Origin of the sequence: Vibrio sinus, from assembly GCF_023634645.1 — a bacterium.
Lineage (GTDB): Bacteria > Pseudomonadota > Gammaproteobacteria > Enterobacterales > Vibrionaceae > Vibrio > Vibrio sinus.
Window position 1 is genome coordinate 129,375 of record NZ_JAMKMR010000002.1, and the last position, 16,579, is coordinate 145,953.

Sequence of the window (16,579 nt, forward strand, 5' to 3'; positions counted from 1 at the left end):
GAAAGTGATTTTTATAACTGCAAGATATAAAGAAAAAAGTTGCTGTTTTTATCTGACTAAAAGAAAGACTTGGTGTTTTTTCGATTTTAAATTGAAATATTCTCCATCAATTCCTTTCGGTTATTTTATATGTCGAAAACATCATTCATTAAAGTGAGATTTGAAGGTTACTATTTTCAATAGCAAACATATTAGCTATTGGAATAATTGTGTCTGATTTAACCCCTGCCATTATTGTTATTTTTATATTCTTAGCCACTATCGCAGGGCTGATTAAGTTTCAACGCTACCCTGGTCGGGTATTTGGCGTGGCGTTACTTACCTTATATATATTAAATATTGTTTCGACACATCAAGTTTTAAATAGTTTTGCCAATCAAGGGCTCCTGACACTGATACTGTTAATGATTTGCTCGTTAGCGCTGGAGAAAACGAGGTTATTAAGAGTGATTACCTCGTATGTGATTAAGAATAATTATCAGTCGACTTGGCTAAGGTTATTTGGCTTAACAGTTATATCTTCTGCCTTTTTAAATAACACGGCAGTAGTTTCTACTATGTTATCACCGATCAGAAATAATCGCTTTCATTCGTCGAGTCGACTATTAATTCCTTTGTCCTATGCGGCCATATTTGGTGGCACGTTAACCCTAGTGGGGACTTCAACTAACCTGATCGTCAACAGCATGTTATTAGGACGAGGTGGGCAGCCATTAGGCTTTTTTGAGTTTACGCCGATTGGTCTGTGTGTCGTTGTCGTTTGTGGTGCGGTGCTGTTCTTTGCGTCCAAGCTTTTGCCAGTAAAGGATAACGGGGCACCGAGAGGCTCCAAGTATTTTATTGACGCCAAAGTCTCAGCGACGTCGTCTTTAGTCGGAAAAAGCATTGAGTCAAATGGGCTGAGAAATCTGGAGTCATTATTTTTGGTTGAAATCCTGCGTAGAGGACGGCTCATTTCTCCCGTTTCACCCAATGAAGAGATCGAAGCCAACGATAGATTGATGTTTACTGGCGATATTAAGAAAGTCACGGTACTCAGTCAGTTTGATGGTCTAGATTTGTACGCACATAAAAATGGCCTGCCTATCAATAATCTTCGTGAGGTAGTGGTTAAACCGGAAAGTATTCTTATCGGCAAGAGCTTAAAGCAAGCGGGATTTCGGGCCTTGTTTGATGCGGCGGTCGTGGCAATGAGAAGGGATGGCGAGGTGATATCAGGCAAGCTGGGCGAGTTAACGCTTAATGCCGGTGATTACCTCGTTTTGGCGGTTGGGGCTGATTTTAAAGGTCGGCACAACATTGGTAAAAACTTCTATCTAATAAGTGGCTTAGAAGTCGATAAGGCATTAAATCCAATACAAGAAAAAATCGCCATAATCGGTTTCTTTCTAGCTATTGTTTTATCAGCATTCTCTGTATTACCCCTATTTAAAGGGATGTTGTTGCTTTTAGGTGCTTTATTGTTATCTGGAAGCCTAAACTCGAATGAAATAATGCAGCGCTTACCAAAACAGATTTGGTTAATTATTTCATCGGCATTGATATTGTCACATGCATTAATCAGTAGTGGTGCATTAGGCTATTTACGAGATGTTATTCAATCGAATAATCATATCCTTACTCCATTCTTTGGCTTGGTCATTATTTATTGTTTGACTTGGCTTCTGACGGAGCTTGTGACGAATAATGCCGCAGCCGCACTGATATTCCCGCTTGCCTTTGGAATGGCAACCGCCCTTTCTGTCAATGCTCATGCGTATATCTTGGCGGTAGCATTTGGCGCAAGTGCCAGTTTTATCAGCCCTTATGGATATCAAACCAATTTGATGGTGTTTAACGCGGGCAAATATCAACTGAGTGACTTTGTCAAAGTGGGTGTGCCAATCAGCATTGCTTATGGTGTCACAGTCATTAGCGCCATTTACTTTTTTGTCGGCTTATAGGAAACAACAGTAGGATAAATGATGAATATTGCTCCTAAAAAATTGACTCACTTAAAACAGCTTGAAGCTGAGTCCATTCATATTATGCGTGAGGTAGCCGCTGAGTTCGACAATCCAGTGATGCTGTATTCTGTCGGTAAGGACTCTTCCGTCATGCTACACCTAGCTAAAAAGGCCTTTGCTCCAGGAGTGCCTCCTTTTCCTTTGATGCATGTTGATACTACATGGAAGTTTAAAGAGATGATCGCGTTTCGTGATTACATGGCAGACAAACTGGGTATGAAGTTGATTGTTCATCAAAACCCAGAGGGGTTAGCGATGAATATCAGCCCATTTGTGCATGGAAGTTCAAGGCATACCGATATCATGAAAACGCAAGGACTAAAGCAAGCGCTGGACAAGTACGGGTTTGACGCTGCTTTTGGTGGTGCTCGCCGCGACGAAGAAAAATCTCGTGCGAAAGAAAGGGTGTACTCATTTCGTGACGAACATCATCGCTGGGACCCAAAAAACCAAAGGCCTGAGCTATGGAACGTGTACAACGGCAAAGTGCATCAAGGCGAGAGTATTCGAGTCTTCCCATTATCTAATTGGACTGAATTGGATATCTGGCAATACATTTACCTAGAAAACATTGAAATTCCCGAGCTGTATTTATCCAAACAGCGGCCTGTTGTTGAGCGTGATGGTATGTTGATCATGGTGGATGATGAACGTATGGAGCTTAAAGAGGGCGAAAAAATTGAACAGAAAATGGTGCGCTTTAGAACGCTAGGCTGCTATCCGTTAACGGGAGCCGTCGAGTCTCAAGCGACCACCTTGCCAGAAGTGATTCAAGAGATGCTGTTGACCACAACCTCGGAGCGTCAAGGGCGAGCCATTGACCACGATAGTGCAGGTTCGATGGAGAAGAAAAAACGCGAAGGGTATTTCTAGATTATGTCGGTTTATGTGAAAAAAAACCATGACGCGGTGAGTGAGGATATTGTTTGGCACAATGTGTCTGTAAGTCATCTCGAGCGCGCGGATGTCAATCAACAAAAGCCAGTGATACTTTGGTTTACTGGGCTCAGTGGCTCGGGAAAGTCGACGATTGCTAACGCGGTGGAAGCGCTTTTGTTTCAAAGAGGCAAACGAAGCTATTTGCTCGATGGCGATAATATTCGCCATGGATTGAATAAAGATCTTGGCTTTAGTGATCAAGACCGAGAAGAAAACATTCGCCGAATTGGTGAAGTAGCCAAATTGTTTGTTGATTCGGGAATAATTGTCTTGACCGCGTTTATTTCTCCTTTTATCTCAGATCGACTCAAGGTTAGGCAGCTCGTTGAGTCTGAACAGTTTTTAGAAGTCTTTATTGATACTCCGTTGTCCGTGTGTGAGCAGCGCGATCCTAAAGGGTTGTATAAAAAAGCCAGAGCAGGGGAGATTTCGCATTTCACTGGCATCGATTCAGAATATCAAGCGCCGCAGAATCCTGAGATCCATATTAAGACGCAAGATTTGACGATAGAAGCGTGTGCGACAGAAGTGGTTGAGCAGCTGCTTGAGCGTGGCCTCTTGAGTGGTAAGGGTTAACGGATGCATTACGATGTATTTAATGGCGATGCCGATGGCATTATTGCTTTGCTGCAGCTTAGGCTCGCTGAGCCCAAGCAGAGTAAGTTGATCACAGGTGTTAAACGAGACATCCAATTATTGCGGCGCGTTGAGAGTCAAACCGACGTGACGTCAGTGACGGTACTGGATGTGTCCATGGATAAAAACCTGATACCACTGCACGCAATTTTGCAGCGAAATATTCCAGTTTTCTATTGTGATCATCATAGAGCTAATGAAATACCGGAATCGGATAAACTAAGTGCCAAGATCAACACTGATGCTGAAGTGTGCACCAGTTTGCTTGTAAATGATCAATTGCAAGGTCGTTATTTCGATTGGGCGATGGTAGGTGCTTATGGAGACAATTTATTCTCAACCGCCAATAAGCTCGCCGCGAAGCAAGGGATTTCCGAACAACAGCGACTTTTTTTGCAACAGTTGGGGACACTCATCAACTATAACGGCTATGGCTCCTCAATCGACGACTTACATATCCCCCCTGCAGAGCTATTTGCCAAGCTGATAAATTATGCCTCCCCTTATGAGTTAAAAGACGACAAACAGTCGCCTTATTATCGATTAAAGCAGGCCTATGAAGCCGATCAGCAGCGGCTCGACAATATTTCTCCTCTATTTGAATCAACCCGGATTCGAGCTTTTGAACTTCCAGATGCCGCTTGGTCAAGACGCGTCAATGGAGTATTTAGCAATCAGTTAGCCAATCAGAGTCCAAGCCATGCTCATGCCGTGTTGGTCATCAACCCAAGCGGTCAGAGCTATACAGTCAGTGTTAGAGCGCCTTTGAATCATCGCGTGGGTGCCGATGATGTTTGTTGTCAGTTTGCAACAGGGGGCGGACGAAAAGCGGCCGCTGGCATTAATGCGCTGCCTGTAGAAGAAAAGACTGCGTTTTTACACGCACTGGAAAGTTATTATCACTAAGTTTAATGGCGTGCAGAAAGTCGTAACTATTTTTGCATGTCGCACAGAAGATACAAGGAACTCATATGTCACATTCATCAGAGTTAATTGCTAAAGATATCGAAGCTTATCTAAAGGTCCATGAGAATAAGGATTTGCTGCGCTTTCTTACATGCGGAAATGTTGATGACGGTAAATCAACATTGATTGGACGTTTATTGTACGACAGCAAACTGATATACGAAGATCAGATGGCTGCGATAGAAAAAGATTCGCAAAAGTTCAATACCACGGATGAAGAGTTTGATTTGGCTTTGCTGGTGGACGGCTTGCAATCCGAACGCGAGCAAGGCATTACCATTGATGTGGCGTATCGCTATTTTTCAACGGACAAACGTAAGTTTATTATCGCGGACACACCTGGGCATGAGCAGTATACACGTAACATGGTGACGGGCGCTTCCACGTGTGACTTGGCAATTGTGATGGTGGATGCTCGGCATGGTATCCAAACCCAGACGCGACGTCATAGTTTCATCTGTAGTTTGCTTGGCATCAAGCACATCATCGTAGCCATCAACAAGATGGACCTAATGGATTATGACCAATCGGTGTATCGTAAAATCAAAGCGGATTACCGAGACATGGCGAAGGGATTCAATATTGATGATATCCGCTTCGTCCCTATCTCTGCGCTTAAGGGCGACAATGTGGTGACGCCAAGCGATAAGATGGATTGGTACCCTGGTGCGACTTTAATGAAGTTGCTTGAAACGGTGAAGGTGAATCAGGACAGAGATCTTGAGCACATGAGATTCCCGGTGCAGTATGTCAATCGACCCAACCTCAACTTCAGAGGCTTTTCTGGCACCTTGGCATCTGGTGTGGTGAAAGTGGGTGACAATATTACTGCCTTGCCTTCGGGCAAACAGTCTAAAGTGAAAAGCATATTTACCTATGATGGTGAGTTAGATAGTGCTCATCCTGGACAGGCGATTACACTGACGCTGAGCGATGAAATTGACGTATCCCGCGGTGATATGCTGGTCCATACCGGCCGTGAGCCGAAGACCACTCAGCTCTTTAATGCACACACGGTGTGGATGGGTGAATCGGCGATGCGTACCCATCAAGAGTATATTTTCAAGTTTGCGTCAAAAAGTTGTCTTGGCCGTTACTCAGAAATCGTGCACAAGGTTGATGTCAATACGTTAGAGCAAAGTGACGAAGGCAGTGATAACTTAGCGCTTAATGAAATAGCATTAGCATCCGTACAGCTCACCGATGAAGTGCCTCTCGATAGCTATCAAGACTTGCCACAAACCGGAGCGTTTATTGTTATCGATCGAAATAGCAATGTAACGGTGGGTGCTGGCATGGTGACGGCGTTGCTAGATTGTGAAAACACGTCAGTGCGAGTATATTCCCAGCAGGAAAAAGATCTGAATAGCTACATTAGAAAGCATTTCCCTGAATGGGGCTGCAAGGAAGTGTAGCTGTAGAGCATAAGTAAAGGTACAAAGTTGAAAGTTATAGAGCTACGTGAATACAAATTAAAGCCCGGTAAAACTGAGCAATGGCTGTGCTGGATGGAAGAAGAAATTCTTCCACTGCAACGATCAAAAGGGATGAAGATCATTAGCACCTACATACATAAAGGGGACGATGGTGCCGATTATTTCATCTGGCTCAGAGAGTTTGATGATGAAGCATCTCGCCAGGCCATTAGTGCTGAGACTTATGATGAAGCCTGGATACGAGACTTCCGTCCCAAAGTCTTTCAGCATATCGAGCAAGATGCCGTGCGAGTGAGACTGTTGAATCCTGTTCAACTTTAAACAGGTAAATTTGTTCCTTTCAGCTCTGTTGTTGCTGTGTGCAAAGCAGAGCTGTTATCTTTGACATGTTATGATTCTTATCGCCTCGCTTCTTATCTCTATCCTCGCTATACTCCTAGTCTGAAAATTACCCCAAAATCTAGCTAGAGCAGAGAAAATGCAAGAATATATTGAATTCTTTCAACAAAATATGTTGCTATCCGTTGTTTGGATATTCATTTTTGTCACCCTTATCGTCACTATTTTTAAGTCATCGACAGCGGCGTTTAAAACGATCACTGCATCGCAGGCCACCTTTTTAATCAACAAGGAAAATGGCGTCGTGGTGGATATTCGCTCAAAAGATGAGTTCAAATCTGGCCATATTACGGATGCACTTCATATTCTGCCTTCAGAAATTAAAGAAGGGCAAGTTGCCAGCCTTGAAAAGCGTAAATCTGACCCAATCATCGTAGTATGCAAAACTGGTCAAACCGCTCGTGAAAGCGCGAATTTACTCGCCAAGTCAGGGTTTGAGAAGGTCAATGTACTGAAGAATGGCTTGATATCTTGGAACGAGGCAAATCTTCCTCTGGTCCGTGGTAAAAAGTAACTATTTCTATTGTCCAAATACAATTGATGGATAAAAATTAAGGATCCAAAAAATGGCTGAAGCAGCACCAGAACAAGAAGCGCAAAATTTCGCAATCCAACGCATCTTTTTAAAAGACGTCTCTTTTGAAGCGCCAAACTCTCCAGTAATGTTCCAAAAAGATTGGAACCCAGACGTTAAGCTAGATTTAGATACGCAAAGCCGTGAGTTGGGTGAAGGTGTGTATGAAGTCATCCTTCGTTTGACTGTTGTCGTGAAAAATGAAGAAGAAACGGCGTTTCTTTGTGAAGTGCAGCAAGGTGGTATTTTCACAGCCGAGCAAATGGAAGCAGGCCAGCTGGCTCACTGTCTAGGCGCGTTCTGCCCGAATATTCTGTTCCCTTATGCACGTGAAACTATCTCAAGCCTTGTGGTTAAAGGTACTTTCCCGCAGCTAAATCTCGCTCCAGTTAACTTTGATGCCTTGTTCATGAATTACCTTCAGCAACAAGCGCAAGAAGAAGGCAGTGATCAAGTCGGCGCTTAATCTTTTTTAAAGGTTAAAACTGCTATAGAAAATGCACTTGGCATCGAGCTAACTATCGGTGACAAGTGCATTTTTTTGTTTACAATGGAAAAATCAATTGACCCGATTAGGCAGAAGTATGACAAATACACCGCTCAATAATGCATATGGAAAAGATGTATCTATGGTTGTTCTAGGAGCTGGTTCTTATGGGACCGCTTTAGCGATTTCTCTCGCTCGAAATGGAGCGAATGTGGTGCTGTGGGGGCACAACCCGGAGCATATGCAGCGATTGGAGTCAGACAGAGCCAACCACGCTTTCCTGCCGAACGTTGAGTTTCCCAATAGCTTGATCATTGAAACTGACTTGAAAGTCGCGGTTCAGTCGAGCCGAGATGTACTTGTCGTCGTACCCAGTCATGTGTTTGCTGATGTATTAAAGAATATCGCCCCTTTTTTGCTGCCACAGTCACGTATTTGTTGGGCTACTAAAGGTCTGGAACCTGAAACAGGCCGTTTGTTAAAAGATGTGGCCAAGGACGTGCTGGGTGAAAAATACGCCTTAGCGGTTATTTCAGGGCCTACCTTTGCTAAAGAACTGGCCGTTGGTATGCCAACTGCCATATCGGTGTCTTCACCTGACTCTGAGTTTGTCGCCGATCTACAAGAAAAAATACATTGCAGCAAAACCTTTCGAGTTTATGCCAATGAAGATTTTGTCGGTGTTCAGCTTGGCGGTGCGGTGAAAAATGTGATTGCTATTGGTGCAGGCATTTCCGATGGTATTGGATTTGGTGCCAATGCTCGCACCGCTTTGATTACCCGTGGTTTGGCGGAAATGACACGCTTAGGTCTGGCGTTAGGTGCAGCGCCCGATACCTTTATGGGGATGGCTGGATTAGGCGATTTGGTTTTAACCTGTACCGATAACCAATCTCGCAATCGTCGCTTTGGTTTGGCTCTTGGTCAAGGTAAGGATGTCGATACAGCGCAAGAGGAAATAGGTCAGGTGGTTGAAGGATATCGCAATACCAAAGAGGTATGGCTGCTGGCGAATCGAGTCGGTGTCGAGATGCCAATAGTTGACCAAATCTATCAAGTATTGTATCTAAGTAAGAATGCCCGAGTGGCTGCACAGGATTTACTGGCGCGAGATAAAAAAGCAGAAAGTTAATACATAGGTTGCCAAGCGCATAATTGTCGATTTGCAACCTAATCATCTGGGACAGAGTTACATGAAACAATGTGAAAAACAGCAGGTATGGCAAGCCATCGTCCGTGAGGCGAGAGAGTTGTCGGAGCAAGAGCCAATGCTCGCGAGTTTTTATCACGCGACGATCATAAAACATGAAGGCCTAACTTGCGCGGTCAGCTATATTTTAGCCAATAAGCTCAATACTGCCTCGATGCCTGCGATGGCAATACGTGAAGTGATTGAAGAAGCCTTTAACTCTGATCCTGAGATTGCCTCGGCAATGGCTTGCGATATCTGCGCAACGGTAAATCGTGACCCGGCAGTTGCCATGTATTCCACACCAATCCTCTATCTCAAAGGCTACCATGCATTGCAAGGTTACCGTGTGGCTAATTGGTTATGGAAACAAGGACGCAAGGCGCTGGCGAGTTATTTGCAGAATCAAATCTCAGTTGCCTGTCAGGTTGATATCCATCCGGCAGCACAAATAGGTAAAGGCATCATGCTTGACCATGCGACGGGTATTGTTATTGGTGAAACCGCGGTGGTAGAAGATGATGTCTCTATCTTACAAGATGTCACATTAGGCGGCACGGGCAATGACTGTGGCGACAGACACCCGAAAGTACGTGAAGGCGTGATGATAGGGGCAGGGGCTAAAATATTAGGCAATATTGAAGTTGGTATGGGAGCGAAGATAGGATCCGGCTCCGTTGTATTGCAAGCGGTTCCTCCGCACACCACAGTGGCGGGTATTCCTGCCAAAGTCGTTGGTAAACCTAAGACCGATAAACCGTCATTGGATATGGACCAACAATTTAACGGTAAGTCGCAAATCTTCTCCGATGGTGGGGGTATCTAGAGCTAGCCTCTATTATTCGCGATTCGTATTAAAAACGAATATAAAAAAACCTGCTCCAGAAGTGTTTTGGAGCAGGTTGTTTTTAAGCATTAAGCGATAGCGTCAAGCTCAGTTAAGACTTCTTCCGCCCACTGTATCCAAGCTTGGCGAACTAAAAGATTACGACGCAGTGTCAATCTTTCTAAACGTTGCTGTTTGTCCAACGAACTAGGCGTTGAATAGTACGCTGCTTCGATTTCTTGATAGTGCGCGACGAGTTTGTATGATTCTTCTACTAAGTCAGCTAGCTGAGCTCGGTATGGGCCAGAAGCCTGTACGGAGCACGCCATCAGTTTTGCAGAAAATTCATCGCGAATCGTTGGGTGAGCAGTTGGTTGATCGAACCACTCTCCTAATGCACTACGACCCAAATCCGTAATAGAGTAGACTTTACGATCGGGCTTTCCCTCTTGAGGCTCAAGTACACAAGTAACCAAATTGTTCTGAGCCATTTTATTTAGCTCACGATAAACCTGCTGGTGACTGGCTTTCCAAAAATAACCAATACTGGCAGAAAATTCTTTAGTGATATCGTATCCGGTCGCATCGCGCGTACTTAAAACTGTTAAGATTACGTGTGGTAATGACATGTTTTCAATCCAAATGCTCAATAAACAAAAAAATCTTGTTTGAACAGCTGTCATGCTTCTATAGGCATTTATTCATCAGTAAGTTCAAACAAAACCAAACAAAAACTACGTTGGCAATGTCTCCTTACTTAAGCCGTATTATCACCTAGATCGATAGTGAAGTATCGAATACTACTGCGAAATGTTGATTTATTTATGCTCGCAGAGGAGCAGTAGTATATCTAAATAATAAGCATAAAGTAGAATAGATGGGCGCTTTGTCGTAAAAAACTGATAAAATAATCAATAAAGTGTTTTACTGGTGTTTTATTCTGGTTTTTTGCTTATTGACTGCGTGTTTTTAGTTGAAAATATCACAAAAGCTTTAGCCGATGTATTAATCTGAAAAATGAGTCTTGTGAAATAATTGGCTAACTGGTTGGTTAAATAGAATTTTCTATCTAACCAACTCAGTTTTTGTAGATTATCCTGTGTTTCTCATACCGGCAGCGATGCCCGCAATGGTGACCATTAAGGCTTCTTCGAGCTCCGCTGAAGGGTTCTCGCTTTGGCGAGTTCGGTATAGCAGCTCCGCTTGTAGCATGTTTAGTGGTTCAACATAGACGCCTCTTAAACGGATCGACTCAAGCCCCCATGGGTCGCTTTGCATTAAGTTTTCGTTGTTTTCGACATTCAACACTGTCTTGATGTCTTTCGCCAGCTGATCCCTGAGCCTATCACCCAGTGGTCGCAACGATGGCTCGACCAACCTTTGATCATAGTAGTGTGAGATATCGCTATTGCATTTGTAGTACACCATTTCTAGCATGCCTAGGCGAGTCGAGAAGAATGGCCATTGTCGGCACATATCTTCTAACAGAGTCTGGTTTCCTTGATCGACAGCGCACTGAATGGCCTCTCCAGCACCTAACCAAGCGGGTAATACCAACCGGTTTTGGCTCCAAGAGAATATCCAAGGGATGGCGCGAAGACTTTCTACACCGCCATTGGGGTTTCGTTTAGCAGGTCTTGAGCCGAGTGGCAATTTGCCTAGCTCTAATTCCGGTGTCGCTTGGCGGAAGTAAGGAACAAAGTCTGGCTCTCCACGCACTATGTCTCGGTAGGCTTGGCAAGAGACGTCAGACAACACGTCCATCAAGTCTCGCCATTCTTGTTTTGGCTCTGGAGGCGGCAATAGGTTTGCTTCCAATATCGCACTGGCGTATAAGTTGAAGCTATTGACCGCAACTTCAGGTAAGCCAAGCTTAAAGCGAATCATTTCGCCTTGCTCGGTCACACGTAGGCCATTTCTAAGACTTTTTGGCGGCTGAGACAGAAGAGCAGCATGTGCTGGAGCGCCACCTCGGCCGACGGTTCCTCCGCGGCCATGGAAAAGCGTTAACTTGATGTCTTCTTGTTCTCCTAGTTCAACCAAGGCTTCCATTGCTCGATATTGCGCCCATCCAGCAGCCATAACACCTGCATCTTTGGCCGAGTCAGAATAACCAATCATGACCATCTGATGGTTTTGGATAAAGCCGCGATACAAATCGATATCCATCAGCTGCTTCATCACAGACTCGGCGTTGTTGAGATCGTCTAGGGTTTCAAAAAGCGGGCAAACGTCCATGCGATAGGGGCAACCGACTTCTTGCAATATCAAATGAACCGCGAGCACATCGGATGCGGTACGTGCCATCGAAATAACATAGGCACCAAAGGCTTCTTTTGGCTGAGAAGCAATAATTCGGCAGGTGTCGAGCACTTCTTGTACTGGTTCGGAGGGCTGCCAATCTAATGGTAATAGTGGCCTTTTGGAGCTCAGCTCGTTGGTCAAAAAGGCGAGTTTGTCTTGTTCGCTCCACTGGTCATAGTCGCCGATACCAAGGTGGCGAGTCAGTTCAGAAATGACATCAGAGTGGCGAGTACTTTCTTGGCGAACATCCAAACGAACCAAGTGTACGCCAAAGGCTTTAATGCGGCGTAAGGTATCCAGTAAGGAACCATCGGCAATCACACCCATGCCACATTCGCGTAGCGATTGATAGCACGCATACAATGGTGCCCAAAGTTGGTCAATGTTTCTCAGTGGTGCCTTGACAGTGAGCTGTTGGCCATGGATTTTAGCAGAGAGAATCTCAATGGTTTCGGTTAATAGAGCACGAATTCCTTTTAGCACGGCTCTGTATGGTTCGTGTTCGTTCTCTCCAGCCAGCTCTCTGACTGCATCATTGCACTTGGTCATAGAGAGCTCACTAATAAGCTCATTGATGTCATTTAAATACAGATCGGCGGCTTTCCAGCGAGATAAGAGCAGAGCTTCACGAGTGATGGTATGGGTTACAAACGGGTTGCCATCACGATCGCCTGCCATCCATGAAGAGAAATGAACCGGACGAGCATCAATAGGTAGTCCTTCTCCAAGGTAATCATCAAGGCGTTCATCCAGATCACGGAGAAAATCAGGCACCGCCTGCCAAAGTGAATTTTCTACTACCGCAAATCCCCACTTGGCTTCATCGAGCGGTGTAGGGCGCTGTTTGCGAATCACATCTGAGTGCCAGCTTTGCGCAATGAGCTGCTCTAATCGACGTTCGGTTTTGTTGCGTTCTTTTTGCGAAAGATCGTTGAGTTCAAGTTTGGATAAGCACTCATTAATTTTGATCAACTTATTGATCATGGTGCGGCGGGTGATTTCAGTTGGATGAGCGGTGAGGACAATTTCGATGTCTAAGTCTTTAATCGCTTGTGCGGTATCCAATTTACTGATTTCTTCCTCTTTCAGCTTACTGAGTAAAGCGCTGATGGAGTTACTTTCAGATACCTGATCTTCACAATGCCGAGAGATGGTGTGGTACTGCTCGGCCATATTGGTAAGATTAAGAAATTGGTTAAATGCTCGTGCTACCGGGGTGAGTTGGTTGTCTGGAAGGCTTTTTATTTCTTCAATGAGACTGTCGTGGTCAGCTTGGCTGCCAGCTCGGGCAGATTTGGACAGTTTCCGGATGGTTTCTACTTTCTCTAAAATAGCATCGCCATGCGCTTCTTGGATTGTGTTACCAAGTAAACGCCCGAGCATACTGACGTTACTTTTAAGTGCAGAGTACTTCTCGTTCATTCTTGTCCTGCCTTTGTAAATTAATTACATCAAAATTCCCTCAATAGGGAAACAATCTAGCTAAATTTTACCCAAAGAGTCAAACAGTGAGCCGAGGCTGGTAAAGAAAAGCGCAAATATGCCCTGGTTTGGTGAGCCAATGCACAAAAATAAAAGTCTTTTGAAAATTTACTACACCTCGTCAGTGATGAAGCCTTATATCTCCAATACTCACGAGGTGAAAGGGAAGGTCTAGAAACAATACTTGTAAATCGCTTTAGACAAGATATCTAACGTTGGTTGTATAAATTTGAAATCTAAGAATTCGTCGGGTTGATGCGCTTGATCGATGGAACCTGGGCCAAGCACCAATGTTGGACAAAGTTGTTGTAAGAAAGGGGCTTCCGTACAGTAATTGACGGTTTCACATGGCGTTTCACAGATTGACTCCATTTCGCCAATAAATGGATGACTCTGCTCGCATTCGAACCCCGGAACAGGCTCATGCAACGGCTCGATACTAATTCTGCCAGGCCATTTTTGCTCAACCTCGTGCAAACAACGACGCAGCATGTTGTCTAATCCATCCATACTAATGCCTGGTAATGGACGGACATCGTAATGAAGCTCACAGCAACCACATATGCGATTTGCGCTGTCTCCCCCATGAATATGGCCGAGGTTAAGGGTAGGGGTTGGGATGGCAAATCCAGGGTGGTGATACTGTTTGATCAGATCATCCCGTAAATTTTTCAGGGCAAATAGGACCTCGTGCATGATCTCAATCGCATTGACGCCCAGCGCCGGATCAGAAGAGTGGCCAGATTTACCCGTCACCCTGATTGCGTTAGCCACATGGCCTTTATGAGCTCGGATTGGCACCAAACTGGTTGGTTCACCTATGATGCAGTAGTCCGGCTTGAATGGTGCACTGTGCGTAAAATCTCTCGCGCCCAGCATGGTCGTTTCTTCATCGCAGGTCGCTAAGATGTAAAGGGGTTTACTTTGTTTACTCCAATCAATGCCCTGAATGGCGTCTAGGATAAAGGCGAAATAGCCCTTCATATCGGCGGTACCAAGACCATAGAAACGCTGGTTATCTTCTGTTAGCGCATGTGGTTCGTAATTCCAGCGTCCTTGATCGAAAGGTACGGTATCACTGTGGCCTGCAAGTAACAATCCCCCTTTCCCACTGCCTTTTTTAGCAATCAGATTATATTTCCCTGGTTTGACTTGATTTACTTGCACATCAAAGCCAATATCACTCAACCAACCTTCTAGTTTTTCAATAACTTGCAAGTTTCCTTCATCCCAGGATGGGTCCGTTGAGCTAATTGATGAGGTGGAAATTAAGCCACGGTAGATTTCTTTAAAACTGGGTAATTGCATTTTATCTCCACTTCTACTGTTGACAGATTTTCATTTAGACGTTAAAAACATATTAAATCAAAATTAATGAATAAAAATACAATATATTTACTTATTAATTGAATTAATAATCATTGATTGTTGTGTTCAAAGACACTTAAAAACGGACAGTTTGAGATGCTAAAAACCGTAATTATAGGCGCAAGTGGTTATACGGGCTGTGAGCTTGCTTTTATGGTCCAAAAACACCCTGAGCTCACGCTAGCAGGTTTATATGTTTCAGCCAATAGCATAGATGCAGGAAAGCCGATCTCTGCTCTACATGGCAAGCTACTGGGTATGGTGGATATGCCATTGCAGCCTCTATTGAACCTGGAAGAAGTTGCCAGCAACGCCGACCTTGTATTCCTCGCAACGGCGCATGAAGTGAGCCATGATCTTGCGCCTGCTTTTCTAGCAAAAGGGTGTCAGGTTTTTGATCTATCGGGTGCTTTTCGTGTGAAAGCAGATCAGTTTTATCCTCAATATTATGGTTTTGAGCATCAAGGTGAGGATTGGCTAGATAAAGCGGCATATGGGTTGGCTGAGTGGAACAAGGCTGCTATCAAACAATCACAGCTCATTGCAGTGGCTGGCTGCTATCCAACGGCTGCGCAGCTGGCAATTAAGCCATTATTAGACAAAGGGTTGCTGGACACATCCCAATGGCCAGTGATTAACGCGACAAGTGGTGTTTCAGGCGCTGGAATTAAAGCAACCAATAACAACAGCTTTTGCCAAGTCAGCTTAAAGCCATATGGCGTTTTTTCTCACCGCCACCAACCAGAGATAGCTCATCACCTTGGTTGTGATGTCATCTTTACTCCACACCTTGGTAACTTTAAGCGTGGCATTTTGGCTACCACCACGATAAAGCTGAATCAAGGGGTAACGGATTCTCAGGTTGCCGCAGCGTTTCACTCTGCCTACGCTGATGAAGATTGTGTTCGTTTAACAGGCAGTATGATGCCAAGTATCCAAGACGTTGAAAATACGCCATTTTGCAATATTGGCTGGCAAGTCAGTGGGCAGCATATCATCGTGGTTTCCGCCATTGATAACCTGCTTAAAGGCGCATCAAGTCAGGCAATGCAATGTGTAAATATCCATTATGGTTTTTCTGAAATGACCGCCTTGATATAGACATTAAGGCAAGGAAATAGTGATGACTGACAACGAAAATAAACCGCTCGTGATTAAGTTAGGCGGAGCAGCTTTGTCCTGCCCGGAAACGTTAAGCCAAGTGTTTAATGCCATATCCCTTTATCAGCAGCAGAAAGAGCGACGAATTGTCATCGTGCACGGTGGTGGATATTTGGTGGATGAGCTGCTCAGTGAGTTACACATCGAAAGCGTTAAGAAAAAGGGGTTGCGCGTTACCCCTTACCAACACATCAATGTGGTGTCTGGCGCTTTAGCGGGCACAGCCAACAAGATCCTACAAGGTAGTGCCATCCAAGCGGGACTCAATGCGGTCGGACTGTGTTTGGCTGATGGAGGCTTGTGTCAAGTGTCAGAGCTGGATCCTGAACTTGGCGCAGTAGGTAAAGCGTCACCAGGAAGCTCAGCATTATTGCAAGCCATATTAGAGGCTGGTGCGTTGCCGATCATTAGCTCAATAGGCCTTACTGAGAACGGGCAACTTATGAATGTGAACGCCGACCAAGCAGCTGTCGCTGTAGCAGGAGCGCTCGATGCGCAACTTGTTTTGCTGTCGGACGTCAGTGGGGTGCTCGATGGTAAAGGTCATTTAATTAAATGCCTAGATGCCCAGCAAGCGCAGAACTTGATTGATGGCCAAGTGATTACCGATGGCATGATAGTCAAAGTGCAGGCGGCGCTCGAGGCGGCACATATTTTAGGGCGAGAGATTGAAGTAGCCAGCTGGCGTTATCCAGACAAACTCAGCAAATTACTATCGGGCGAGCGCATAGGTACACAGTTTTTGCCAAATGCGGAATAGATTGAATCATTAAACGAGTCGAATTGACGCTCTGACTGCCAGGTGT

The 16,579-nt window shown here is 44.7% G+C and carries 15 protein-coding genes; 12 read left to right on the forward strand and 3 right to left on the reverse strand.

Going from position 1 to position 16,579, the window contains the following annotated elements; all coding sequences use genetic code 11:
- Window positions 1-209: 209 nt before the first annotated feature.
- The 10 genes from M9194_RS03055 (at window position 210) to cysE (ending at window position 9,458) form a co-directional block, all read left to right on the forward strand.
- Window positions 210-1,943, forward strand: coding sequence for an SLC13 family permease (locus M9194_RS03055; RefSeq protein WP_431769390.1), 1,734 nt, complete (start codon window positions 210-212; stop codon window positions 1,941-1,943).
- A gap of 27 nt (window positions 1,944-1,970) precedes the next feature.
- Window positions 1,971-2,879 (forward strand): sulfate adenylyltransferase subunit CysD, encoded by a 909-nt coding sequence (gene cysD / locus M9194_RS03060; RefSeq protein WP_250611132.1) that lies wholly within the window; start codon window positions 1,971-1,973, stop codon window positions 2,877-2,879.
- Window positions 2,880-3,521, forward strand: coding sequence for an adenylyl-sulfate kinase (gene cysC / locus M9194_RS03065; RefSeq protein ID WP_431769391.1), 642 nt, complete (start codon window positions 2,880-2,882; stop codon window positions 3,519-3,521). It begins immediately after the preceding gene.
- Window positions 3,522-3,524: 3 nt separating this feature from the next.
- Window positions 3,525-4,487 carry a DHH family phosphoesterase gene (locus tag M9194_RS03070; RefSeq protein WP_250610929.1) on the forward strand — a complete coding sequence of 321 codons (963 nt, stop codon included), beginning with the start codon at window positions 3,525-3,527 and terminating at the stop codon, window positions 4,485-4,487.
- A 65-nt stretch (window positions 4,488-4,552) separates the two neighbouring features.
- Complete coding sequence (gene cysN, locus M9194_RS03075) at window positions 4,553-5,962, forward strand: sulfate adenylyltransferase subunit CysN (RefSeq protein WP_250610930.1); 1,410 nt, start codon at window positions 4,553-4,555, stop codon at window positions 5,960-5,962.
- A gap of 27 nt (window positions 5,963-5,989) precedes the next feature.
- The gene (locus M9194_RS03080) at window positions 5,990-6,304 is read left to right on the forward strand and encodes an NIPSNAP family protein (RefSeq protein WP_250610931.1); all 315 of its coding nucleotides are present in this window, start codon (window positions 5,990-5,992) and stop codon (window positions 6,302-6,304) included.
- 157 nt (window positions 6,305-6,461) lie between these two features.
- Window positions 6,462-6,896 (forward strand): rhodanese-like domain-containing protein, encoded by a 435-nt coding sequence (locus M9194_RS03085; protein WP_250610933.1) that lies wholly within the window; start codon window positions 6,462-6,464, stop codon window positions 6,894-6,896.
- 52 nt (window positions 6,897-6,948) lie between these two features.
- Window positions 6,949-7,422, forward strand: a complete 474-nt coding sequence (secB, locus tag M9194_RS03090) for a protein-export chaperone SecB (protein ID WP_250610935.1) — start codon at window positions 6,949-6,951, stop codon at window positions 7,420-7,422.
- 118 nt (window positions 7,423-7,540) lie between these two features.
- Window positions 7,541-8,575: an NAD(P)H-dependent glycerol-3-phosphate dehydrogenase gene (gene gpsA / locus M9194_RS03095; protein ID WP_250610936.1), complete on the forward strand. Its 1,035-nt coding sequence runs from the start codon at window positions 7,541-7,543 to the stop codon at window positions 8,573-8,575.
- A 61-nt stretch (window positions 8,576-8,636) separates the two neighbouring features.
- Window positions 8,637-9,458: a serine O-acetyltransferase gene (cysE, locus tag M9194_RS03100; RefSeq protein ID WP_250610937.1), complete on the forward strand. Its 822-nt coding sequence runs from the start codon at window positions 8,637-8,639 to the stop codon at window positions 9,456-9,458.
- Window positions 9,459-9,547: 89 nt separating this feature from the next.
- Here the strand turns inward: cysE and M9194_RS03105 are convergent, their stop codons facing one another.
- From M9194_RS03105 to argE, 3 genes are all read right to left on the reverse strand, one after another.
- A complete protein-coding gene (locus tag M9194_RS03105) occupies window positions 9,548-10,087 on the reverse strand; it encodes a PadR family transcriptional regulator (RefSeq protein WP_250610938.1) in 540 nt (179 codons plus the stop codon).
- A 463-nt stretch (window positions 10,088-10,550) separates the two neighbouring features.
- Window positions 10,551-13,184, reverse strand: a complete 2,634-nt coding sequence (gene ppc, locus M9194_RS03110) for a phosphoenolpyruvate carboxylase (protein WP_250610939.1) — start codon at window positions 13,182-13,184, stop codon at window positions 10,551-10,553.
- 231 nt (window positions 13,185-13,415) lie between these two features.
- A complete protein-coding gene (gene argE, locus M9194_RS03115) occupies window positions 13,416-14,552 on the reverse strand; it encodes an acetylornithine deacetylase (protein WP_250610941.1) in 1,137 nt (378 codons plus the stop codon).
- Window positions 14,553-14,708: 156 nt separating this feature from the next.
- Here argE and argC point away from each other — a divergent pair, with 156 nt between their 5' ends.
- Both argC and argB read left to right on the forward strand, forming a co-directional pair.
- Window positions 14,709-15,713 (forward strand): N-acetyl-gamma-glutamyl-phosphate reductase, encoded by a 1,005-nt coding sequence (gene argC / locus M9194_RS03120; RefSeq protein WP_250610942.1) that lies wholly within the window; start codon window positions 14,709-14,711, stop codon window positions 15,711-15,713.
- 22 nt (window positions 15,714-15,735) lie between these two features.
- The gene (gene argB, locus M9194_RS03125; protein WP_250610943.1) at window positions 15,736-16,533 is read left to right on the forward strand and encodes an acetylglutamate kinase; all 798 of its coding nucleotides are present in this window, start codon (window positions 15,736-15,738) and stop codon (window positions 16,531-16,533) included.
- Window positions 16,534-16,579: the final 46 nt, after the last annotated feature.

Excerpts from the sequence above, each read along its gene's own strand:
- gpsA (WP_250610936.1), top strand. The coding sequence starts at position 7,541 with ATGACAAATACACCGCTCAATAATGCATATGGAAAAGATGTATCTATG.
- cysE (WP_250610937.1), top strand. The coding sequence starts at position 8,637 with ATGAAACAATGTGAAAAACAGCAGGTATGGCAAGCCATCGTCCGTGAG.
- cysN (WP_250610930.1), top strand. The coding sequence starts at position 4,553 with ATGTCACATTCATCAGAGTTAATTGCTAAAGATATCGAAGCTTATCTA.
- secB (WP_250610935.1), top strand. The coding sequence starts at position 6,949 with ATGGCTGAAGCAGCACCAGAACAAGAAGCGCAAAATTTCGCAATCCAA.
- M9194_RS03085 (WP_250610933.1), top strand. The coding sequence starts at position 6,462 with ATGCAAGAATATATTGAATTCTTTCAACAAAATATGTTGCTATCCGTT.
- M9194_RS03105 (WP_250610938.1), bottom strand. The coding sequence starts at position 10,087 with ATGTCATTACCACACGTAATCTTAACAGTTTTAAGTACGCGCGATGCG.
- argC (WP_250610942.1), top strand. The coding sequence starts at position 14,709 with ATGCTAAAAACCGTAATTATAGGCGCAAGTGGTTATACGGGCTGTGAG.
- argE (WP_250610941.1), bottom strand. The coding sequence starts at position 14,552 with ATGCAATTACCCAGTTTTAAAGAAATCTACCGTGGCTTAATTTCCACC.
- argB (WP_250610943.1), top strand. The coding sequence starts at position 15,736 with ATGACTGACAACGAAAATAAACCGCTCGTGATTAAGTTAGGCGGAGCA.
- M9194_RS03070 (WP_250610929.1), top strand. The coding sequence starts at position 3,525 with ATGCATTACGATGTATTTAATGGCGATGCCGATGGCATTATTGCTTTG.
- ppc (WP_250610939.1), bottom strand. The coding sequence starts at position 13,184 with ATGAACGAGAAGTACTCTGCACTTAAAAGTAACGTCAGTATGCTCGGG.